At 55.7% G+C, this 22,563-nt stretch carries 21 protein-coding genes; 10 read left to right on the top strand and 11 right to left on the bottom strand.

All coding sequences use genetic code 11. The features are described from left to right. Positions 1–110: 110 nt before the first annotated feature. Positions 111–692: a DNA-3-methyladenine glycosylase I gene (tag, locus tag ACMGG3_RS19360; protein WP_014168140.1), complete on the top strand. Its 582-nt coding sequence runs from the start codon at positions 111–113 to the stop codon at positions 690–692. Beyond that, positions 670–1,110: an N-acetyltransferase gene (locus ACMGG3_RS19355; RefSeq protein ID WP_014168139.1), complete on the top strand. Its 441-nt coding sequence runs from the start codon at positions 670–672 to the stop codon at positions 1,108–1,110. The genes tag and ACMGG3_RS19355 overlap by 23 nt, the downstream gene beginning before the upstream one ends. Here the strand turns inward: ACMGG3_RS19355 and ACMGG3_RS19350 are convergent. Continuing rightward, a complete protein-coding gene (locus ACMGG3_RS19350) occupies positions 1,079–3,358 on the bottom strand; it encodes a molybdopterin guanine dinucleotide-containing S/N-oxide reductase (protein ID WP_414149924.1) in 2,280 nt (759 codons plus the stop codon). The two genes, ACMGG3_RS19355 and ACMGG3_RS19350, sit on opposite strands and share 32 nt — an antisense overlap. 212 nt (positions 3,359–3,570) lie before the next feature. Here ACMGG3_RS19350 and ACMGG3_RS19345 point away from each other — a divergent pair, with 212 nt between their 5' ends. From ACMGG3_RS19345 to ghrB, 6 genes are all read left to right on the top strand, one after another. Continuing rightward, on the top strand, positions 3,571–4,233 hold the full coding sequence (locus ACMGG3_RS19345; protein WP_014168137.1) for an OmpA family lipoprotein: 663 nt from the start codon (positions 3,571–3,573) through the stop codon (positions 4,231–4,233). 124 nt (positions 4,234–4,357) lie between these two features. Further along, positions 4,358–5,374, top strand: a complete 1,017-nt coding sequence (locus tag ACMGG3_RS19340) for a LacI family DNA-binding transcriptional regulator (protein ID WP_032679356.1) — start codon at positions 4,358–4,360, stop codon at positions 5,372–5,374. A 103-nt stretch (positions 5,375–5,477) separates the two neighbouring features. Next, positions 5,478–6,227, top strand: a complete 750-nt coding sequence (locus ACMGG3_RS19335; RefSeq protein ID WP_032679355.1) for a sugar phosphate isomerase/epimerase family protein — start codon at positions 5,478–5,480, stop codon at positions 6,225–6,227. A 3-nt stretch (positions 6,228–6,230) separates the two neighbouring features. Then, on the top strand, positions 6,231–7,169 hold the full coding sequence (locus tag ACMGG3_RS19330) for a sugar kinase (protein WP_414149386.1): 939 nt from the start codon (positions 6,231–6,233) through the stop codon (positions 7,167–7,169). A gap of 108 nt (positions 7,170–7,277) precedes the next feature. After that, complete coding sequence (locus tag ACMGG3_RS19325) at positions 7,278–8,558, top strand: MFS transporter (protein ID WP_020882640.1); 1,281 nt, start codon at positions 7,278–7,280, stop codon at positions 8,556–8,558. A 26-nt stretch (positions 8,559–8,584) separates the two neighbouring features. After that, positions 8,585–9,559 (top strand): glyoxylate/hydroxypyruvate reductase GhrB, encoded by a 975-nt coding sequence (ghrB, locus tag ACMGG3_RS19320; protein ID WP_014168132.1) that lies wholly within the window; start codon positions 8,585–8,587, stop codon positions 9,557–9,559. Between the two features lie 58 nt (positions 9,560–9,617). Here ghrB and cspA read toward each other — a convergent pair whose 3' ends face one another. Both cspA and ACMGG3_RS19310 read right to left on the bottom strand, forming a co-directional pair. Next, a complete protein-coding gene (cspA, locus tag ACMGG3_RS19315; RefSeq protein ID WP_014168131.1) occupies positions 9,618–9,830 on the bottom strand; it encodes an RNA chaperone/antiterminator CspA in 213 nt (70 codons plus the stop codon). A 245-nt stretch (positions 9,831–10,075) separates the two neighbouring features. Beyond that, complete coding sequence (locus ACMGG3_RS19310; protein ID WP_020882641.1) at positions 10,076–10,786, bottom strand: DUF3053 domain-containing protein; 711 nt, start codon at positions 10,784–10,786, stop codon at positions 10,076–10,078. Between the two features lie 331 nt (positions 10,787–11,117). Here ACMGG3_RS19310 and ACMGG3_RS19305 point away from each other — a divergent pair, with 331 nt between their 5' ends. Next, positions 11,118–11,405, top strand: a complete 288-nt coding sequence (locus ACMGG3_RS19305) for an HTH-type transcriptional regulator (RefSeq protein ID WP_014168128.1) — start codon at positions 11,118–11,120, stop codon at positions 11,403–11,405. Between the two features lie 46 nt (positions 11,406–11,451). On the opposite strand, the gene ACMGG3_RS19300 is transcribed toward ACMGG3_RS19305, so the two are convergent. From ACMGG3_RS19300 to ACMGG3_RS19285, 4 genes are all read right to left on the bottom strand, one after another. Beyond that, a complete protein-coding gene (locus tag ACMGG3_RS19300) occupies positions 11,452–13,071 on the bottom strand; it encodes an ABC-F family ATP-binding cassette domain-containing protein (RefSeq protein WP_221709602.1) in 1,620 nt (539 codons plus the stop codon). 272 nt (positions 13,072–13,343) lie between these two features. Next, complete coding sequence (glyS, locus tag ACMGG3_RS19295; protein ID WP_014168126.1) at positions 13,344–15,413, bottom strand: glycine--tRNA ligase subunit beta; 2,070 nt, start codon at positions 15,411–15,413, stop codon at positions 13,344–13,346. Positions 15,414–15,422: 9 nt separating this feature from the next. Next, positions 15,423–16,334, bottom strand: coding sequence for a glycine--tRNA ligase subunit alpha (glyQ, locus tag ACMGG3_RS19290; protein WP_014168125.1), 912 nt, complete (start codon positions 16,332–16,334; stop codon positions 15,423–15,425). Between the two features lie 161 nt (positions 16,335–16,495). Beyond that, positions 16,496–16,801: a YsaB family lipoprotein gene (locus ACMGG3_RS19285; RefSeq protein WP_014168124.1), complete on the bottom strand. Its 306-nt coding sequence runs from the start codon at positions 16,799–16,801 to the stop codon at positions 16,496–16,498. 184 nt (positions 16,802–16,985) lie between these two features. Here ACMGG3_RS19285 and ACMGG3_RS19280 point away from each other — a divergent pair, with 184 nt between their 5' ends. Further along, the gene (locus ACMGG3_RS19280) at positions 16,986–17,981 is read left to right on the top strand and encodes an acyltransferase (RefSeq protein ID WP_223398562.1); all 996 of its coding nucleotides are present in this window, start codon (positions 16,986–16,988) and stop codon (positions 17,979–17,981) included. Here ACMGG3_RS19280 and ACMGG3_RS19275 read toward each other — a convergent pair. The 4 genes from ACMGG3_RS19275 to xylA all read right to left on the bottom strand — a co-directional run bounded on the left by ACMGG3_RS19275 (position 17,974) and on the right by xylA (position 22,385). Then, the gene (locus ACMGG3_RS19275) at positions 17,974–18,894 is read right to left on the bottom strand and encodes a GlxA family transcriptional regulator (RefSeq protein ID WP_414149385.1); all 921 of its coding nucleotides are present in this window, start codon (positions 18,892–18,894) and stop codon (positions 17,974–17,976) included. The genes ACMGG3_RS19280 and ACMGG3_RS19275 overlap by 8 nt on opposite strands. Then, positions 18,894–19,433, bottom strand: coding sequence for an isochorismatase family protein (locus ACMGG3_RS19270; protein WP_020882645.1), 540 nt, complete (start codon positions 19,431–19,433; stop codon positions 18,894–18,896). The genes ACMGG3_RS19275 and ACMGG3_RS19270 overlap by 1 nt, the downstream gene beginning before the upstream one ends. A gap of 103 nt (positions 19,434–19,536) precedes the next feature. Beyond that, on the bottom strand, positions 19,537–20,991 hold the full coding sequence (xylB, locus tag ACMGG3_RS19265; RefSeq protein WP_078775042.1) for a xylulokinase: 1,455 nt from the start codon (positions 20,989–20,991) through the stop codon (positions 19,537–19,539). Between the two features lie 71 nt (positions 20,992–21,062). Further along, complete coding sequence (gene xylA / locus ACMGG3_RS19260; protein ID WP_086462926.1) at positions 21,063–22,385, bottom strand: xylose isomerase; 1,323 nt, start codon at positions 22,383–22,385, stop codon at positions 21,063–21,065. Positions 22,386–22,563: the final 178 nt, after the last annotated feature.

Here is a 22,563-nt window from a genome sequence, read left to right as displayed (position 1 = left end):
AAGAGTTTTGCGGGCATATGGCCCTGTATTAACTATTGTCTTTATAGTAGACACGTCAAGCCTGACAGAATGAAAATTTTGCGATAACCGTTCATTAAGGGAGATAACCGATGCAGCGTTGCGGTTGGGTAAGCCAGGATCAGCTTTATATCGACTATCACGATCGGGAATGGGGCGTACCGGAGACAGAAGGGAAAAAGCTTTTTGAGATGATCTGCCTGGAAGGTCAACAGGCGGGCTTGTCATGGATTACGGTGCTTAAGAAACGGGAAAACTATCGTAATGCCTTCCATCAGTTCGATCCGGTCGCCGTCGCTGCCATGACCGAGGACGATGTGGAACGGCTGGTCCAGGATGCAGGCATCATCCGCCATCGCGGTAAGATCCAGGCCATCATTGGTAACGCGCGCGCTTATCTGGCGATGGAGCAAAACGGAGAACCGTTCTCAGAATTTGTCTGGACGTTTGTGAACAATACGCCGCAAATTACCCAGGCCGCCACGCTCGCGGAAATCCCGGCCTCCACCCCGGCGTCGGATGCGCTCTCTAAAGCGCTGAAAAAACGCGGCTTTAAATTTGTCGGCTCCACCATCTGTTACGCCTTTATGCAGGCCTGTGGCCTGGTCAACGACCACGTTACCGGCTGCGTCTGTCATCCAGGGAGGCACCATGATCCGCAAATGGGAAAGTGATAATGCCGGGCCACTCCTGAGTCTGTGGCTTGAAAGCACCACGGAGGCGCACCCGTTTATCAGCGCGAGCTACTGGAAAGAGAACGAAGGTATGGTGCGGGATGTTTACCTGCCCGCCGCCGAAACCTGGGTATGGGAAGAAAATGGAATGCTGCGCGGCTTTATCAGCGTCATGCAGTCCCAGTTTGTGGGCGCGCTGTTTGTCTCAACTGACTTTATTGGTCGGGGGATTGGGCGTGCGCTGCTGAACCATGTTCAACAGCGCTTCCCGTATTTAAGCCTGGAGGTCTACCAGAAAAATGTCCGGGCGGTGAATTTCTATCATGCACAGGGTTTTCGCATTGAAGACAGCGCCTGGCAGGATGACACTCAGCACCCAACGTGGATCATGAGCTGGCAGGCGGATCAAACGCCGTGAGCGTAAGCTCGGGTCCCTGATATTTCTCGACCCAGGCCAGCGCCGTGTTCCCCGCGCAGCCATTCCCCAGCTTCGAGCTGGGGAGATCTTTGGTCAGAACGTTTACTGCACCGTTTTTACAAATACCGCCTTCGCTCGGCTCCAGGTCTGGCCATGCCCCCTGGTGAATGCAGATAACGCCAGGTTTAATCCCGTCGCTCACCACCGCCCCTGCCAGCACCTGGCCACGCTGATTCCAGACGCGAACCACGTCACCGTCAACGATCCCACGCGCGCGTGCATCTGCGCTGTTCAGGGTCACGGGCTCCCGTCCGGCAACCGCATACCGCTCGCGCAGTGATGAATAGTTAAGCTGGCTGTGCAGGCGATGGGCAGGATGGGCCGATAACACCTGCAGCTGTTCCGGCTGGGCATTACCGTGCCACTCGTCCGGCTCAAGCCACGTTGGATGCGCCGGACAGTCGGCATACTTAAATTGGGCGATACGCTCGCTGTAGATCACAATCTTCCCGCTCTCGGTTTTCAGCGGATGGTTCTCCGGGTCGCGGCGGAAATCGGCGAAGCGAACAAACTGCGCATTCTGTTCGCTCTCCGGCATCTCAATAATCTGGTTCGCTTCCCAGAACTGCGCAAATGGCGGCAGCGTCACGCCCTGCTGGGCCCCGCGCTGACCTGCAATCTGGTAGAACGTCTCCAGCCACTGCAAATCCGTTTTGCCCTCGGTAAAACGCTCGCGCCCCCCCGTTTCCCACAACTCGCTCAGCTCAGCAAACACCTCAAAATCATCACGCGCCTCATCACGCGGCGCCACGACGCGCTTCATCGGTACCATATGCTGATTGCTGTAGTCACCGGTCATGGTGAGGTCGTTACGCTCAAACGAGGTGGTCGCCGGCAGCACAATATCGGCATGTTTGGCTGAGGCGGTCCAGAAGCATTCTGAGATAACCACCAGTTCTGGCTTCTGCCAGGCGCGGATCAGGCGATTCGTGTCCTGGTGATGAGTAAAGTTCGCGCCGCCGGCCCACCAGACAAACCGGATATCCGGAAAGTGGCGATCCAGACCGTTGTGCTGATAAAACCCGCCCGGGTTTTCCAGGGCTTCAACAATGCGCGCCACCGGGATTTTATCCACGGCATCCACACCGCCCTGAACCGAGCCCTGCAGAGAAGCCAGCACTGCTGCTTTGCGGGTCGGGTTGCCGCCATTGGCGAAGTGATAAGAGAGACCAAACCCACCGCCCGGCGTACCAATTTGCCCGAGCATGGCGGCCAGCGTCACGAGCATCCAGTGCTTCTGCTCACCGAACTGCTGGCGCTGCATCCCCCATCCGGACATTAACATCGTGGTGTTTTGGTGGAATAACGCCGCCAGTTCACGCAGTTTGGCCGCAGGAACCCCACAAATCTCTGCCGCCCACTCTGCCGTTTTGGCCATACCGTCTGTATTGCCCGTCAGATAGTCGGCGAAGTTGTCAAAACCGGTGGTACAGCGTGCGAGGAACCCGGTATCGTGCCAGCCGTTCTCCACCAGCGTATGGGCAATGCCCAGCATCATCGCCACGTCGGTGCCCATATGCGGGGCAATCCACTCGGCGCTGTCGCCGAAGAAGTCCATGGTTTCCGAGCGCATCGGGTCAATGCAGATGATGCGCTTGCCGCTTTTACGCAGCGCATCGAAATACGGGATCCCCTGCTCGTCACTGGCATTCCACGCGATTTTCAGGGTGTTGAGCGGGTTGGCACTCCACAGCACCACCACATCGGTGTGCTCCAGCACCAGCGGCCAGCTGGTCTGCTGCTGATACACTTCGTTACCGCCCACCACGTAGGGCATGATCGCCTGCGCTGCGCCGGTGGAGTAATCCCCAAGATGGCCGGTATACCCCCCGGCCAGACTCATATAGCGCTGCAGTAACGTCGAAGCCTTATGCAGCACGCCGTTTGAACGCCAGCCGTAAGATCCGGCAAAAATGGACGACGGGCCATACGTGTCGCGAATACGTTTGTGCTGCGCATGGATCAGCGCCAGCGCGTCATCCCAGCTCACCCGGACAAACTCATCCTGACCACGAATCCCCTGCGGCTTGTCTGGCGACGTCAGAAATCCTTTACGCACCATCGGCCAGCGCACGCGCGTTTTGCTGTGCACCTGATCGCGAACGACGGTCTGTAAAGAGTTGGGATGTTGCGTTGGCAATGCCCCGCGAGACGACAGAACATTTTCGCCATCGGTTTCGACCAGCATCGGCCCCCAGTGGGCGGCGGTCAGAATCGTTTTTGTTGAGGTGCTCAAGCGTGCGCTCCTGGTTGCGTGCAGGTTTTACGGCCTTCTTAGTGAGGCAGTTTATGGTTTGTCACAAATTTCAGAGTTATACCCGGAATTTTCTCCGTATCTGGACGTCATAATCAACTGCCACGCGCGTCGTGGCAAAGAATAAAAAGGATTAAGGAAATAAGATGAAAAAACGCGTATTCGTTATTGCCGCTCTGGTGAGCGGTGCACTGGCTGTTTCTGGCTGCACAACAAACCCTTACACCGGTGAAAGCGAAGCAGGTAAATCCGGCATCGGCGCGGGTCTCGGCTCGCTGGTAGGGGCTGGTGTGGGCGCACTCTCCTCCTCCAAGAAAGACCGCGGCAAAGGCGCGTTAATTGGCGCAGCGGCAGGTGCAGCCCTGGGCGGCGGCGTGGGTTATTACATGGATGTGCAGGAAGCAAAACTGCGCGACAAAATGAAAGGCACCGGCGTGAGCGTGACGCGCAGCGGCGATAACATCATCCTGAATATGCCAAACAACGTCACCTTCGACAGCAGCAGCGCAACGCTGAAACCTGCAGGGGCGAATACCCTGACCGGCGTGGCAATGGTGCTGAAAGAGTACAACAAGACCGCGGTGAATGTGATCGGTTATACCGACAGCACCGGCAGCCAGGATCTGAATATGCGCCTGTCTCAGCAGCGTGCCGATTCTGTGGCCAGCTCGCTGATCACGCAGGGCGTTGCAGCAAACCGCATCCGCACCAGCGGCATGGGCCCTGCAAACCCTATCGCCAGCAACAGCACGGCGGAAGGCAAAGCGCAGAACCGTCGCGTTGAGATTACCTTAAGCCCAATTCAGTAAGGGCTGCCCCCCTCTTCCAGGGGGAGAGGGGGATAAGGGCATCATGCCGCCACGTCGGCATGAACCGCTTGCCATCGCTAATTTTCCCGCTAAGGTGTTCTCACTCACTTCAGGGAATTCAGCGATGAGCAAACCAACACGGGCCACAATCAGCGACGTGGCGAAAGCCGCCAAAACCGGTAAAACCAGCATTTCACGCTACCTCAACGGCGAGAAACACCTGTTGTCCGATGCGTTGCTCGCTCGTATTGAACAGGCCATTGCCGATCTCGACTACCGCCCGAGTCTTATGGCGCGCGGGCTCAAACGGGGTCGTACCCGTCTTATCGGGCTTATCATCGCCGATATCACCAATCCCTACTCCGTTAACGTATTGAGCGGAATTGAAGCCGCCTGTCGCGAAAAGGGCTTTACGCCGCTGGTCTGTAACACCAACAACGAAGTCGATCAGGAGCTGCATTACCTGGATTTGCTGCGCAGCTATCAGGTCGAAGGGATTGTGGTGAATGCCGTGGGCATGCGTGAAGAGGGCTTAAACCGCCTGCAGCAATCCTCCCTGCCGATGGTTCTCATCGACCGCAAAATTCCGGAATTCGCCTGCGATGTCGTCGGGCTGGATAACACTCAGGCGGCGACAACCGCCACTGAGCATCTGATTGAACAGGGCTTTGAAGCCATCCTGTTTCTGAGCGAACCTCTGGGCATGGTCAACACCCGTCGTGAGCGACTGAGCGCGTTTCGTGCCACGCTGGAGCGTTACCCCGGCGTGATTGCCGAGAATGCCGAAACGCCCCTCCACGAAGCCGATCAGCTCGACAATACCCTGCGGCAGTTCCACACCCGCCATCGCGGAATGCGTAAAGCCGTTATTTCTGCCAACGGGGCGCTGACCCTGCAGGTTGCCCGCTCGCTTAAGCGCATTGGCCTGCACTGGGGAAGCGATATCGGTCTGCTGGGGTTCGACGAACTCGAGTGGGCAGAACTGGCTGGCGTCGGGATCACCACCCTCAAACAACCCACCTGGCAGATTGGCTATGCCGCTGTTGAACAAGTGGTTCGTCGTATTGAAGGCACCAGCGATGCCGTTCGCGAGCAGGTATTTTCCGGCGAGTTGATTGTTCGCGGCTCCACCGCCCGTTAATTTTCCCTTGTGATACCGATCATAAATTCAACATCCTGACCTTTTCTTTGGAACCGGTTCCATTTAGCGTAATAGTATTGATGTATTGCGATGGAGTCCGACGATGGGCAGAAAAATCATGGTGGTCACCGCCGCGTATGGCGCGGAACAGGTGCGACAGGCAGGTGGTCAACGGGCAATGCTGCCCGTCATTGCGGGCGCGGGTGCCGACGGCGTCGAGATCCGCCGCGAGTTGTTCAACAGCGAAGAGCTGCTGGCGCTGCCCGCGCTGGGTGAATCCATTGAGTTGCTGGGCCTGCTGGCATGCTACTCCGCCCCTGCGGCCCTGTTTATGCCCGATGGCACCCTCAACCCTGACCTGCCCCGTTATCTCAGCGAAGCCAGTACCCTGAATGCGCTGTGGCTCAAGGTCTCGCTGGGTCATTTCAGCGACACCCAGCCGCTTCACGCCCTGCGTGCCCTGCTCGATGAAAGCGGTATGGCCCTGGTGGTGGAAAACGACCAGACCGACTGCGGCCAGCTTGCGCCGATGCAGCGCTTCAAAGCCGCCTGCCGGGACATGGCGCTGCCCGTCACGCTGACGTTCGACATGGGCAACTGGCTGTGGGTGGGCGACTCCCCGGAAGAAGCCGCGCGCCATCTGGCCTCCGCAGTGAGCTATATCCACGTTAAAGCCGCCGTGCCGCATAAAGAAAATTTCCGCGCCGTGGCGCCGGATCGGGCCGATGCGCGCTGGCTGGATCTGCTTTGTCAGCTGCCCGCCGATGCCCCGCGTGGTATCGAGTTCCCGCTGGAAGGGGCGGATTTAACCGCCGTCACCCGTCATTACGTAAACCTGCTGCGTGAGGAGTAAACCATGCACAAGACGCTGGATGTGATCACTATCGGCGAAGCCATGGCAATGTTTGTCGCCACCGAAACGGGCGACCTGAGTACGGTGGAGCACTTTATCAAACGCGTGGCGGGGGCTGAGCTGAACGTCGCGACCGGCCTGGCGCGCCTGGGTCTGAACGTCGGCTGGATCAGCCGCGTGGGTGATGACAGCTTTGGCCATTTCGTTCTCGATTCGCTGAAAAAAGAGGGCATTGATGCTTCCGGCGTCACCCTCGATGGACGCTTCCCGACCGGTTTCCAGCTTAAATCGAAAGTCGAAAATGGAACCGATCCCATTGTGGAGTATTTCCGTAAAGGGTCTGCGGCGAGCCACCTCTCAGTCGAGGATTACCACGCCCACTATTTCGCCTCCGCACGCCATCTGCATCTGAGCGGCGTGGCGGCTGCGCTTTCTGCCAGCTCGTATGCATTACTGGATCATGCCGCAACTACCATGAAGGCTCAGGGGAAAACGATCTCATTCGATCCTAACCTGCGCCCGGTGCTGTGGAAAAGCGAAGCGGAAATGATCGAGAAGCTGAACCGTCTGGCGTTTCAGGCTGACTGGGTTCTGCCGGGCGTGAAAGAAGGCATGATCCTGACCGGTAAAAACACCCCTGAAGGGATTGCCGATTTTTACCTCAACAAAGGGGTAAAAGCGGTGGTGCTGAAAACCGGCGCCGATGGCGCCTGGTTTAAAACGGCTAACGGCGAGCAAGGCGCAGTCGCGGCCGTGAAGGTCGATAACGTGGTTGATACCGTCGGCGCTGGCGATGGTTTTGCCGTGGGAGTCATTAGTGCCCTGCTGGAAGGCAAACCGCTGCAGCAGGCCGTCGCCCGGGGCAATAAAATTGGCTCGCTGGCAATCCAGGTGCAGGGCGACAGTGAAGGATTACCGACCCGCGCGCAGCTGAACGAATAAATTCCGTTTCCCTCCCCCTCTCCTCAGGTAGGTCAGGGGGAAACAAAACAAACCACCGTGTACCCTACATACAACGGCGGTACAAACCTCAACAACAGAGGCAAGCCTATGAACAGTTCGACCAATGCAGTAAAACGCTGGTGGTACATCATGCCAATCGTGTTTATCACGTACAGCCTGGCGTACCTTGATCGTGCCAACTTCAGTTTCGCGTCCGCGGCAGGGATCACCGAAGACCTGGGGATCACCAAAGGTATCTCTTCGTTGCTGGGTGCCCTTTTCTTCCTGGGCTACTTCTTCTTCCAGATCCCCGGCGCTATCTATGCGGAGCGTCGCAGCGTCCGCAAATTGATTTTCGTTTGCCTGATCCTGTGGGGTGCCTGCGCCTCACTGACCGGCGTGGTGAATAATATTCCAGCGCTGGCGGCCATTCGCTTTATTCTTGGGGTCGTTGAGGCAGCGGTAATGCCCGCGATGCTGATTTATATCAGCAACTGGTTTACCAAATCCGAACGCTCACGAGCCAATACTTTCCTGATCCTCGGTAACCCGGTCACCGTGCTGTGGATGTCGGTGGTTTCTGGCTACCTGATCCAGTCCTTCGGCTGGCGCGAAATGTTCATTATCGAAGGGGTGCCGGCGGTTATCTGGGCATTCTGCTGGTGGATGCTGGTAAAAGACAAACCTGCACAGGCGAAATGGCTCTCCGAAGATGAAAAAGCCGCTCTGCAGGCGCAGCTGGATAAAGAACAGCAAGGCCTGAAAGCGGTGCGTAACTACGGTGAAGCATTCCGCTCGCGTAACGTGATTCTGCTCTGCGCCCAGTATTTCACCTGGAGCATTGGCGTGTACGGTTTCGTACTGTGGCTGCCATCGATTCTCCGCAATGCCGGTGAAAACCTTGGCATGGTGGAAGTGGGCTGGCTGTCATCCGTGCCTTACCTCGCAGCCACAATCGCCATGATCATTGCGTCATGGGCATCGGACAAAATGCAGAACCGTAAGCTGTTTGTCTGGCCGCTGCTGCTGATCGCTGCCTTTGCCTTCATTGGTTCCTGGGCCGTCGGCGCGAACCATTTCTGGGTCTCTTACACCCTGCTTGTGATTGCGGGTGCGGCAATGTACGCCCCTTATGGACCGTTCTTTGCGATCATCCCGGAGATGCTGCCGCGTAACGTCGCAGGCGGCGCGATGGCACTGATTAACAGTATGGGAGCGCTGGGCTCGTTCTGCGGCTCCTGGTTTGTGGGTTACCTGAACGGAGCAACCGGCAGCCCGTCCGCATCGTACATATTTATGGGGGTAGCGCTTTTCGCCTCCGTGTGGCTTACTCTGATTGTTAAGCCTGCTAATAATCAACAATTACCTGTCGGCGCACGCCACGCCTGAATCCTTAAAAATCAACGGAGATTAGCATGAAGCCGTCCGTCATTTTGTATAAAGCACTGCCGGAAGATCTGCAGAAACGCCTTGAGGAACACTTCACCGTTACCCAGGTGAAGAACCTCAGCCCGGAAACCGTGGCGCAGCACGCCGATGCGTTCGCCAGCGCCGAAGGTTTGCTGGGTTCAAGCGAAAAAGTGGACGTCGCCCTGCTGGAGAAAATGCCGAAGCTTCGTGCTACCTCTACCGTTTCCGTGGGCTATGACAACTTCGACGTGGATGCCCTTAACGCCCGCAAGATCCTGTTGATGCATACGCCACATGCGCTGACGGAGACCGTGGCCGACACGCTGATGGCGCTGGTCCTCAGCACGGCGCGTCGTGTGGTCGAAGTGGCCGATCGCGTCAAAGCTGGCGAATGGACAAAAAGCATTGGTCCGGACTGGTTTGGGGTGGATGTTCATGGCAAAACGCTGGGCATCGTTGGCATGGGCCGTATTGGCCTGGCCCTGGCGCAGCGCGCACATTTTGGTTTTAACATGCCGATTCTGTATAACGCGCGTCGTCATCACAGTGAAGCCGAAGAACGTTTTAACGCCCGCTACTGCGAACTGGATACGCTGCTGCAGGAAGCCGATTTTGTCTGTCTGATCCTGCCGCTGACGGACGAAACCCGTCATCTTATCGGTAAAGAGGCGTTTGAAAAAATGAAGAAAACGGCCATTTTCATCAACGCGGGTCGTGGCCCGGTGGTGGATGAGAAGGCGTTGATTGAGGCTCTGCAACAGGGTGAGATCCACGCTGCCGGTCTTGACGTGTTTGAACAGGAACCGCTGCCGGTGGACTCCCCGTTGCTTTCATTGCCCAACGTGGTGGCCCTGCCCCACATCGGCTCAGCAACCCATGAAACACGCTATAACATGGCTGCAACCGCGGTAGACAACCTGATCGCTGCCCTCAGCGGAAAGGTGGAAATCAACTGCGTTAACCCGCAGGTTCAGCGATAGAAATGAAAAAACCCGCCAGAAGGCGGGTTTTTAAAATTTGTGCTACTGGGTTGGAAGCTTACAGGCTTACAACGTTACCAGCTGCTGGGCCTTTAGCGCCGCTTTCGATGGTGAAGGAAACTTTCTGACCTTCATCCAGAGATTTGTAGCCTTCGTTCTGGATAGCAGAGAAGTGTACGAACACGTCTTTAGAGCCATCGTCAGGAGTGATGAAGCCGAAACCTTTATCAGCGTTGAACCATTTTACCAGACCAGTCATTTTAGCAGACATAGAATTACCTTAATTAACAAATATATTGTGCCTTCCGGCTTGATGGATTGTGTTACAGATTTTTAAGCGATGAAGGAAGGGTCACTACGAAGGGTATCTATGGATAACAATCTGGACTGCTTTACTAAACTGCTTTAGGTCTGTGTAACAAACCGACCTGTATAGTTATACCGATGTGGTAGAAGAATAACAAGCGTTATTTTCGCCTGGAATAAAAAACCCCGCCTGAGGCGGGGTTTTCCGATTTATTCTGTGGCAGCGACCGCTGCACTCCACGCCTGACTAAAGGCCTGGTGCTGGGAGGCCAGTGGCCCAATCAGCGCATTATACTGGCTTGCCTGCTGCGATGTCGGGAACTGAATACCGTTGGCCACAAAGCTCACCTGAGTGCCCTGCTGGGAGATGAAGTCCCCCACCTGAACCAGCTGCTGCGTGAAAATTTGCGCGGCCGGGATCAGCGGTTGCATCGCTTCAGAAGGTTTCGACACCACTTTCTCATACACTTTGTCGAAGACCGGTTTGAGATCGTCGCCCTGCTTCAGCGCGGAACGTGACGCGTCCGCCTGCATTTTCGCATTCTGCAGCTGTTGGCTCAGCACGCCGAGCGCACCGTTGGACTGGCGCAGCGGTTCACGTTGCGTCATGTAATCCTGCGGGACGCGAATAGCGTTCACGCTATCCACAACCGGACGGATACCGGAATCCATCGCCTGACTCACCTGCTGTGAATAACCATAAAGAATGGCGTAATCAGACACGAAGGGGCCAAACTGTTTTTTCTGATCCGCAGTCAGCGTCGGCAACCGTTCACCGCTGCGCATCACCGTATTCTGTAGAAAATCGATAAACGCTTTGCGCTGATCGCCTTCTTTATCAAAACACCCACTCAGGCTAACAACCATCAACAACGCCGCAATAGGCGCAAACCAGCGAGAGCAGGACTTTCCTGTCGCCATTTCATTACTCCTTTCACCCAAAAAAGCGCACACCGGCACATGCGTGCCCGACGCTGACAAGGATAGTCCAGGTCAGCCCTGCAAGATACTCTTTTCATGCAAAACGGCTATTGCCGTTTTATTTCTTACTATTTACAAAAAAATACCTGGCGAAGCCGACATAAGCGTAATCAGGTAATTAGTCTCACCCTGGCAACGGCTGAAACGCATAAAGCGATCGTTACCGCACGATTAATCACATCCGTGACGATCCGTCGTTTGTATTAGGGACTATTCTTAACAGGCTCTCTGATGTTCTTGATCCCGGTATGTGATTTAAGAGGAGTCCTCAATGGAATATAAAGATCCTGAGCTTGAGCTGCTGAGCAGCCTGGAACAGATTATTTTTAAAGATGTACCGCAGACGTTAACCCTGCAACAAAGATCCAATCCCTTTAAAGAATATGAGCAATTGCGCAAAGGGACTGGATTAAAAACTGAAGAATTCGCCAGAGCGATGGGTGTCAGCGTGGCTATGGTGCAGGAGTGGGAGTCAAAACGCGAAAAACCCACCCCAACCGAGCTAAAGCTGATGCGCCTGATTCAGGCCAACCCTGCACTCAGCAAGCATATAGCATGATGCAGTAAAGTGAGTTACCGCCCCCGCCTTTGCGGGGGCTTGTGTTTTAAAGGGGGGCACACCGCCAACCCGCCTCTTCCCAGACCAGTTCATGCGTCAATGCTAACCCCCGCAAAAAAGCCTCATCGTGAGAAACCACCAGCAATGCCCCGGGGAAACCGGCCAGTGCGGCTTCAATCGCCTCGACCGAGGCCAGATCCAGATGGTTGGTCGGTTCATCCAGCAGTAAAAGCTGCGTAGCGTCCTCACGCCACAAGACACAGGCCAGAGCAGCCTTGAGACGTTCCCCGCCGCTCAGCTCAGCCAGCGGAAGCGCCACTTTGTCAGCGCCCAGCTGAAGCTGCGCTAAACGGGTTCGCAGCACACCCTCTTCCAGAGGTGTATGACTCAGATTGAGATGCGCCATCACCGACTGCGAAAGATCGAGCTGCGACAGATGTTGATCGAGATAAGCGCAGTTTACCGATACCTTACACGTTCCTGAGAGCGGAGCCACTTCGCCGAGAATGGCTTTTAAAAGCGTCGATTTACCGCAGCCGTTTGGTCCTTTTAGCGCCACGCGCATCGGTCCGTCCATCCGCCAGTTGGTCGGCGGGAGAGTGACGTGTGGCAGCACCAGCCCCTCCATCACCAGCACCTGTTTCCCCTCAGCAATCTGGCTTCCAGGCAACGTGAACATCACCGGATTCTCCTCTTCAACTCGCTCCCGGGCCTTGTTCACCGCGGCATTCAGCGCTTCATGTTGATCACCATGCTGTTTTTTCCAGGTGCCAATGCGCTCTTTGGCGGCCATTTTGTATCTGACCCGCTCGAACGAGGCGATATTAAGGTTATCGACCGTACGTAACGTCTTCGCCGAACGCCGCTGGCTTTCGTCATGCTCTTTTTGCATCCGTGCGCGGGTGCGTTTGCGCTCTGTTGCCGCATGTTCCAGTGCCGCACGGGCTGCCTGCTGTTCGGCGTCCCGCTGATGCGTATAGTCGTCGTAACTGCCACCGTAGTGGCGAAGACCCGAGGCGCTCAGTTCAAGAATACGCGGTACCTTCGCCAGCAGTTCACGGTCGTGGGAGGCCACCAGCACGCCCCCCTGATAACGGGCGAGCTGGTCGTAGAACCACTCACGTCCCTGCCGGTCGAGATGGTTGGTGGGTTCGTCCAGCAGCAGATAATCCGCATCAGCCGTAAACGCGCCACAGAGCAACGCGCGAATGCGCTCGCCGCCGCTGAGTTCCATGGCTGATTTATCCGGGTCAAATGGTGGAAGTTTTGCATGGAGAAACGCCTCGCTCAGGCGTTCTGCTACATCCCAGTGTCCGTCGAGTAGCGCCAAATCATCGGGCTGGTAGTCACCGCTGTCGATGCGCTTACGCGCCGCAAAAATCGCCTCATACCCCAGCAGCTCAGCAAGTGTGGTTCGCGGGGAGATATCGGGCTGTTGGGCCACATAAGCGTGCGTTGCAAAACGTTCGATATGACCGCTGGCAGGTTCATCACACCCCGCCAGCAAACGTAGCAGACGTGTTTTACCGCTGCCGTTGCGGCCAACCAGCGCGCACAGTGACGGCGCCAGAGAAAGATTCAGCGGACCAAAAAGGGTATCGCCCGTCGCAAACTGACAGGTCACCTGATGCAAAATAAAAGAAGGGGATTGCGCAAAATGAGCCATAAGCACTCCTGAATGAAATCAAAACATCCCCTGCCGACGCGGTCGCGTTTAGCAAGGATCGAAATTCATCAGTCGTGTTTGTTCATTTTCGGGATGCGCTCCTGAGGGAGAAATATAACGAGAAACAGGATAACGGTAATTTGCTGACCATTTCAAGGTGAATTTTTAGGCGATTGCACTGCGCTTACCTGGCTCACAAAAAACGAGACATAAAAAAACCCGCCGAAGCGGGTTTTTTCTCATCTGCTGGCCCGTCACCGGGCACATGCACGTTACTGCAGCAGCGAAATATCCGCCACGCGCAGGAACAGCTCACGCAGTTTTTCGAGCATAGAGAGACGGTTGATACGCAGCTCTTTATCTTCCACGTTCACCATCACTTTCTCGAAGAAGGCATCGATGACATCACGCAGTTCCGCCAGCTCCACCAGGGCTTCCTGGTAGCGGCCTTCGGCGAAATACGGCTCCAGCTTGTCACGCAGTACCACAACCTGCATCGCCAGGGCGATCTCTTCTGGCTCTTTCAGCGTCGCAGCGTTGACACGCTCGTTCAGCGTTTCGTCGGATTTCGCCAGAATGTTAGAGACACGCTTGTTAGCCGCGGCCAGTGCAGATGCCGCTTCCAGCGTACGGAAGTGGGAAACCGCCTTCATACGCGCATCGAAATCTGCCGGACGGGTTGGACGACGTGCCAGTACCGCCTGAATCGTATCGACGGTGTAACCTTCGTCCTGATACCACGCACGGAAGCGACCAAGCATAAAGTCGATCACATCATCAACCACGTTGGCGTTGGTCAGCTTATCACCGTACAGACGTACCGCTTCTTCAGTCAGGGTCTGCAGATCCAGGTTCAGGTTCTTTTCAACGATGATACGCAGCACGCCCAGGGCAGCACGACGCAGCGCAAACGGGTCTTTGTCGCCTTTTGGATGCTGGCCGATGCCAAAGATACCTGCAAGGGTGTCCATCTTATCGGCAATCGCGACCGCACAAGCCACCGGATTAGACGGCAGCGCGTCACCCGCAAAGCGCGGCTGATACTGCTCGTTCAGGGCCACGGCCACATCTTCCGCTTCACCGTCGTGACGCGCGTAGTGCATCCCCATCACACCCTGGGTGTCGGTAAATTCGAACACCATGTTGGTCATCAGGTCACACTTGGACAGTAAACCCGCGCGCGTTGCGTGGTTCACATCCGCACCGATTTCACGTGCGATCCAGCCAGACAGCTCCGCAATACGGTCAGTCTTGTCGCGCAGCGTACCCAGCTGTTGCTGGAACAGCACGGTCTGCAGACGTGGCAGGTGATCTTCCAGACGCTTTTTACGGTCGGTGTTGAAGAAGAACTCGGCATCCGCCAGACGTGGACGCACCACTTTCTCGTTACCGGAGATAATCTGGATCGGATCTTTTGATTCAATGTTCGCCACGAAGATGAAGTTTGGCAGCAGCTTGCCGTCGTTGGCGTAAACCGGGAAGTACTTCTGGTCACCCTTCATGGTGTACACCAGCGCTTCAGCCGGCACGGCCAGGAATTTCTCTTCGAACTTTGCGGTCAGTACCACTGGCCATTCAACCAGAGAGGTCACTTCTTCCAGCAGACTGTCGCTCAGATCCGCTTTACCGCCAATCTTACGCGCCGCGTCTTCCGCATCCGCCTTGATTTTGGCTTTACGCTGTTCGTAGTCAGCAATAACTTTACCGCGCTCCAGCAGGATCTGCGGATACTGGTCAGCATTGTCGATGGTGAACTCAGGCTCGCCCATGAAGCGGTGCCCACGGATCACGCGATCGGACGCCACACCCAGGATGGTAGCCGGAATAACAGTATCGCCCAGCAGCAGCGTCACGGTGTGCACAGGACGCACGAAGTGCACGTCGCTTGCGCCCCAGCGCATCAGTTTTGGAATCGGCAGCCTGGCCAGCGACGTGGCAATCATGTCAGGCAGCAGCGCTTGCGCACTTTCACCTTTAACATGTGCACGGTACAGCAGCCACTCGCCTTTATCGGTAGTCAGACGCTCAGCCTGATCGACAGTGATACCACAACCACGCGCCCAGCCTTCAGCCGCTTTGCTTGGCTTGCCTTCAGCATCAAACGCCTGAGCAATCGCCGGGCCACGTTTTTCAACTTCACGATCCGGCTGAGACGCCGCCAGGTTCGCCACTTTCAGCGCCAGACGACGCGGAGCAGCAAACCATTCAATTTTACCGTGTGCCAGGCCAGCGTTATCCAGCTCAGCAGTCACGTTCGCAGCAAAAGATTCAGCCAGGCTGCGCAGGGCTTTTGGTGGCAGCTCTTCGGTGCCAATTTCCACCAGGAAAGTTTTCTCAGACATGGCCGCCTCTTATTTGTTTCGGTTGCACATCGGGAAGCCAAGGGCTTCACGGGACGCATAGTACGCTTCTGCAACGGCTTTGGTCAGGGTACGAATACGCAGAATGTAGCGCTGACGTTCAGTCACGGAGATGGCTTTGCGGGCGTCCAGCAGGTTGAAGCTGTGGGCGGCCTTCAGAATACGCTCGTAAGCAGGCAGCGGCAGCGGAGACTCCAGCGCCAGCAACTGCTGCGCTTCTTTCTCGTACTGCTCGAAGCAGGTGAACAGGAAGTCCACATCCGCGTATTCGAAGTTATAAGTGGATTGCTCCACTTCGTTCTGATGGAACACGTCGCCGTAGGTGGTTTTACCCAGCGGGCCGTCGCTCCAGACCAGGTCGTAAACGCTGTCTACGCCCTGAATATACATGGCCAGACGTTCCAGACCGTAGGTGATTTCGCCGGTAATCGGTTTACATTCCAGACCGCCAACCTGCTGGAAGTAAGTGAACTGCGTCACTTCCATACCGTTCAGCCACACTTCCCAACCCAGACCCCAGGCACCCAGCGTTGGGTTCTCCCAGTTATCTTCCACGAAACGGATATCGTGAATGGTTGGATCCATACCCAGCTCTTTCAGTGACCCGAGGTACAGTTCCTGAATGTTGTCTGGCGATGGCTTAATCACCACCTGGAACTGATAGTAATGCTGCAGACGGTTCGGGTTTTCGCCGTAACGGCCATCGGTCGGACGACGTGAAGGTTGCACATAAGCAGTCGCCATTGGCTCCGGCCCCAACGCGCGTAAGCTGGTCATTGGGTGTGAAGTGCCTGCGCCTACTTCCATGTCCAAAGGTTGAACAATGGTACAGCCCTGACGAGCCCAGTAATCCTGTAAGGTCAGGATCAGGCCCTGGAAGGTCTTGGTATCAAACTTTTGCATAGTATGTCGTGCTGGATACGTGTGGTTTTAAATGGAAGGGACCAGTATACCCGCTGCCTGCAAGATATACAGTACGAAACGGGTTTGTTTAGGGAAAATTGGGGAAATAAGCCACCACGCCAGGCAGCCGCTGGCGTCTGGCTGTTGATTATGCGAGCGGCTTAGCGCATGGAGAGATGTAAAAACTGACCGTCTGCGTCAAACGAACAGACAAAGCCCTCTTTACGGGACGTATGGCCTTTCAGCTCATAACTCCCCTGAAATCGCTCAAATCCGGTGACATCAATGTTCTGCGCATCCGAGTTATAGCGGCGCGCAGCCTGATCCTTACAGAACTGCTCCATATTCAGGGAGCGTTCCGGGCTGATTTTTCCCTGCTGTGCTTTTTGCACGGGTGCAGAGGGTGGCGTACTGCATCCTGCCAGGATAAACAGCAGAAAGAGTGACGCCGCACGCTTCATCATCATTTTTATTACCGCCCTGTTCAGTGGCTGTTATTTTTAGTAGCAAAGCTTTTATAGATTATGCCCTGGCATTCTGCGAACCTCGCGGCTTTCAAACAAGGCTGCTCAATAAAACTCAGAATTTTCCAGAGAGAGGCTTCAATACAATCGCAGTCACACTGAATTTACAAGGGATGATGAGGAACTGATGTCGTCAAAAATTAGCTGGATTGATAATCTGCGAGGAATAGCGTGTCTGATGGTGGTCATGATCCACACGACGACCTGGTATGTCACCAATGCGCACAGTATCAGCCCTGTTAACTGGGATATAGCCAATATTCTTAACTCCGCGTCGCGGGTCAGTGTGCCGTTGTTCTTTATGATTTCCGGCTTTCTCTTTTTTGGCGAGCGTAGCGCACAACCGCGGCATTTTATCCGCATCGCCGCCTGCCTGGGCTTCTACAGCGCCGTGGCCTTGCTCTATATCACCCTGTTCACCTCGATTAACTCCGGACTATCTCTCAAATACCTTCTGCAAAAACCCGTCTTCTACCATCTGTGGTTTTTCTTCGCCATTATCGTTATCTATCTGGTTTCCCCACTGATTCAGGTGAAAACCGTGAGCGGGAAAATGCTGCTGGCGCTGATGGTGGTCATTGGCATCATAGCCAACCCGAATACGGTCTCGCAGAAAATTGATGGTTTTGAATGGTTACCGGTCAATCTCTATATCAACGGCGATACCTTTTACTACGTGCTCTACGGCATGCTGGGGCGAGCTATCGGGATGATGGACACCCAAAAACGCGGCATGAACGGGCTATGTGCAGCGCTGTTTATCATCGGCGTGATCGTGATTTCGCGTGGGACGCTGCATGAACTGCAATGGCGCGGCAATTTTGCCGATACCTGGTACCTGTATTGCGGCCCGATGGTCTTCATCTGTGCCGTATCCCTGCTTACGCTCGCCAAAAACACCCTGAACGCACGTCCCCTTCCGGTGCTGAGCGTTATCTCCCGGCACTCGCTCGGTATATACGGTTTTCACGCGCTGGTGATCCACGCCCTGAGAACGAGAGGGGTCGAGTTCAAAAGCTGGCCGGTGCTGGATATCCTGTGGATTTTCACCGTCACGCTGATGGCGAGCCTGCTGCTGTCAATGCTGCTGCAGAAGGTCGACACCCGCCGCTTCGTCAGTTAACGCTGCGCTGTCGGGCACGATGATACTGGCGCGGGGAGGAAAACCCCGCGGCCAGTGAGGCCTGTTCCACGCCACGCCCTTGCAACAGCCACTGTGCAGCCACCGCCAGACGCAACTGCTCCAGATAGTCGCGAACGCTTATCCCTAAATGCGTCTGAAAAAGCCGCGTTAAATGGCGCGGGCTGACATGCGCCAGAGCGGCAATCTCGGGTAAAACCCAGGCTTTGTGCGGCTCGGTGGTAAGCGCATCCTGCGCACGATGAATGGCCGGGTGAAGATGATTGCGGTAGCGTAACCATGGCGACAGCTGGGGATCGTCCCCGGAGCGACGAAACCAGACCACCATTTCGCGCGCCACGGCCAGCGCTTTTTCTGCGCCACACAGACGGTTAATCATATGCAGCGCCAGGTCGATGCCCGAGGTGATGCCGGCGCTGGTCCAGATATTCTCATCCTGCACGAAGATCCGGTTTTCTTTGATGATTGCCGTCGGAGCCGCCGTACGCAAACGGCTTATAACGTCATGATGCGTTGTGCACTGCCGGTGGTTCAGCAAGCCCGATTTTGCCGCCAGCAACGCCCCTGAACAGACACACATGACGGTGATATCCTGACGATGAATTTTTGGCTGCAGGCGCATTAACCAGTGCTGGATCAGCTGCGCCTGCGGCGTTGAAAACTGAAAGCGGGAGTCGCTTACCCCCGGCAGTACCAGCAAACTGCCCTCAGGCAGGCTTTCCGGCAGCGGCTGAATACCGCCCATCATCAGACCAATCGACGTCGGAACCTCTGCCTGCGGACCAATGTAATGCAGGCGAAACGCGTCCCCGGCCAGCACAAAGGTCTCTGCCGGACCCGTCATGTCTAATGACAGCACCCCGGGCAACATCACAAACCAGACGTCGATGCTCATTACAGTGACTCCAGCGTCTCCGCAACCGTTTTAATGTCGGCAAACCGCCCGGCCAGTACCGTCTCGGTACGATGGCGCAGTTCCTCTGCGCTCAGGGTTATCCCCTTGTGCGTCATTGGAAACGTGAGCGTTGCCTCGCTAACAAAGGTCACAGCATAGCCCAGATCGGATGCCACCCGCGCAGTGGTTTCACAGCATTGTTCCGTGCGAATGCCGCACACGATGAGCTGATTAATGTCTCGCTCACGCAGCCAGCGGTCAAGCCCGGTATCCGTGAACGCATTATGGACGTGTTTCTGGAAGACCACGTCCGGCTGATGACGTAAAAAGGCCATCGGTTTGACATAGCCGCTTTGCAGTGTGAACGGACCGTCTTCATCTACATGGAAAATATCAACGACAGGAATGCCACGCGCCTGGCAGCCCTCAATCAGCCCCAGCATCGCCTGCTGAAAGGCAGGAATTTCGTCCTCCTGCCAGTAATGACGATGATGAAAAGACTGCTGAGTATCGATGTTGATTAATGCAGTACGTGACATGTTGAATCTCCTCGCCAGTGGGTATGACACCATACTGGCAAGGAAATGAAGGCCCGCACAGACCAAAAAAGGACAACCTCGTGCCTCTGACAGACAACCGTATTTACGACATCAGCGGCAGCAGCTGTTGGTAGATTTTGCGAAAGACCTCGCGTCTTTGCGCATAACGCGCATGACGTGCCGCGTCAGGCAGATGCGCCTGTTCCAGTTGAAGCTGCGGTAACAGCTGAGAAAGCGGCGTTTCCGGGTTCATGGCAATCTGTGCCAGTCGCGCTGCACCGAGCGCAGGCCCCACATCACCACCGGTACGAAAATCGAGCTGCAGTCCGCTGATATCAGACAGCATCTGGCGCCAGTAGCTGCTACGCGCACCGCCGCCAATCAGGGTGATACTCGCCGGCGTCACACCGCAGTCATGTACCACGTCCATTCCGTCCGCCAGGGCATATCCCACGCCTTCCAGAACGGCACGAGCCAGTTCCGCCGGGCCATGCTGATGGGTTAACCCAAAGAATACCCCTTTCGCTTCCGGGTTGTTATGCGGCGTGCGCTCGCCGGAAAGATAGGGTAAAAACCAGACGGTACCCGCACTTTCATCCGCCTGCTGTGCAGCAGCAATCAGTGCCGGAACATCAGCCATCCCGGTCAGTTTCGCGGCCCAGTCAAGGCAAGAGGCGGCGCTCAACATAACCGACATCAGATGCCATTTTCCCGGCAGCGCATGGCAGAAACTGTGAACGGCACTTTCAGGATTACTGCGATAACCCTCGCTGACCGCAAAATAGACGCCAGACGTTCCCAGCGAAAGCATCGCCTGCCCGGCTTCCACCATCCCGACCCCCACGGCACCCGCCGCGTTGTCACCGCCACCGGCCACCACCGGGACAGCAGGCATATTCCAGCGTTCTGCGACGGCAGGCTGTAAGGTACCCGTTATCTCACTGCCCTCATAGAGCGCTGGCATATGTTCGCGAGTCAGGTGGCAGGCATCGAGCATGGCCTCGCTCCAGTCACGTTTGGCCACGTCGAGCCACATCGTGCCGGCAGCGTCGGACATGTCGCTGGCGAAATCACCCGTCATGCGAAAACGCAGATAATCTTTTGGCAGTAAAACTTTCGCCACCTGACGGAAAATTTCCGGCTCATGGCGGTGTATCCACAGTAACTTTGGTGCGGTAAAACCGGGCATCATCAGGTTGCCGGTAATACTGCGGGAGGTGGGTACTCGCTCTTCAAGGAGTGCGCACTCTTCTGCACAGCGACCATCGTTCCAGAGAATGGCCGGTCGCAGAACGTGATGCTGACTGTCCAGTAACGTCGCGCCGTGCATTTGCCCGGCAATGCCGAGGGCTTTGACGTCACGCAGACTGTGCTGTTCACCTAGCGCTTTGATTGCACGATCCGTTGCCAGCCACCACTGCTCCGGATCCTGTTCCGACCATAGCGGATGCGGACGTGAGACCTGCAGCTTTTCTGTCTGCGTTGTTAACACGTCGCCCTGCTCGCTTAACAGGATGGCTTTCACACCCGATGTGCCAAGATCAATCCCGATATACATTCGGTGACTCCTTTAACAGAAATGCCCGGTGGCGCGACGCTTACCGGGCTTACGTTATTATCTACTCGCTGTTATTTATCGAACAGGTAGTGATTAACCAGGTTTTCCAGCAGCTCCTGATGCCCGCTCTGATGCTGCGGTGCCAGTTGATGTTGTTCAGCGTACTTCGCGACGTCCGCAAGCGATAACTGGCCTTTCAAAATTTGCTGACCCAGCTCACTGTTCCAGCCGCTATAACGCTTCGCGACACGTTTATCCAGTTCACCGTCTTCAATCATACGGGCGGCGACTTTCAGCGCCAGCGCCATGGTATCCATTGCGCCAATATGGCCGTAGAACAGGTCGTATTTGTCGGTGCTCTGACGGCGCACTTTGGCATCGAAGTTCAGCCCGCCGGTGGTGAAACCACCCGCTTTGATAATTTCATACATCACCAGCGCATTCTCTTCCACGCTGTTCGGGAACTGGTCGGTATCCCAACCCAGTTGCGCATCGCCGCGGTTAGCATCAACAGAACCGAAGATACCCAGCGCAATAGCAGACGCAATCTCGTGATGGAAAGAGTGGCCGGCCAGCGTGGCATGGTTGGCTTCAATGTTAACTTTGATCTCTTTTTCCAGGCCGAACTGTTTCAGGAAGCCGTACACGGTAGCAACGTCGTAGTCGTACTGGTGCTTAGTAGGTTCCTGAGGCTTCGGTTCGATCAGCAGCGTACCGCGGAAACCGATTTTGTGTTTATGGTCGACCACCATCTGCATAAAGCGGCCAATCTGCTCGCGCTCCTGACGCAGGTCGGTGTTGAGCAGGGTTTCATAGCCTTCACGACCGCCCCACAGCACATAGTTTTCGCCGCCCAGCTGATGCGTGGCGTTCATTGCGGTAACCACCTGCGTTGCCGCCCAGCTAAACACTTCCGGATCCGGATTGGTTGCCGCACCCGCGCCATAGCGTGGGTTGGTAAAGCAGTTGGCCGTGCCCCACAGCAGCTTCACGCCGCTTTGCTGCTGTTTAGCCGCCAGCACATCCACCATCTGCGCGAAATTGTTCAGGTACTCTTTCAGTGAGGCGCCTTCCGGCGACACATCCACGTCATGGAAGCAGTAGTACGGCACGTTCAGTTTGTGGAAGAATTCAAAGGCGACATCGGCTTTACGCTTCGCCAGCTCGATGGCCTCACCCGGCTGCTGCCATGGACGGTCAAAGGAACCCACGCCGAACATATCGGCTCCGTTCCAGCAGAAGGTATGCCAGTAACAGGCGGCAAAGCGCAAATGATCTTCCATGCGCTTACCCAGCACCAGCTCATCCGGGTTGTAGTGACGAAATGCTAAAGGATTGGTTGTTTTCGGGCCTTCGTAACGAACACGATCGAGTTGGTCGAAATAAGCTTGCATATTGAGCTCCATAATCAGGGTATGCGGCGAGTCGTTGATACAGGAGTAATAGTGAATAGACATTTTGGCTTGCTCAATTACGTTATTTCACACTGCTATTGAGAGAATGCACAACTGTGCGCTGGCTCGCAAAATAATGTGCAGGCAAACTATTTTTCGGTCCCTCTTCCATAATCAA

Origin of the sequence: Enterobacter sp. BNK-18, assembly GCF_047456135.1 — a bacterium.
Lineage (GTDB): Bacteria > Pseudomonadota > Gammaproteobacteria > Enterobacterales > Enterobacteriaceae > Enterobacter > Enterobacter ludwigii.
The sequence above is the reverse complement of the archived record's forward strand: the minus strand, read 5'-3'. Positions and strand labels throughout refer to the sequence as shown.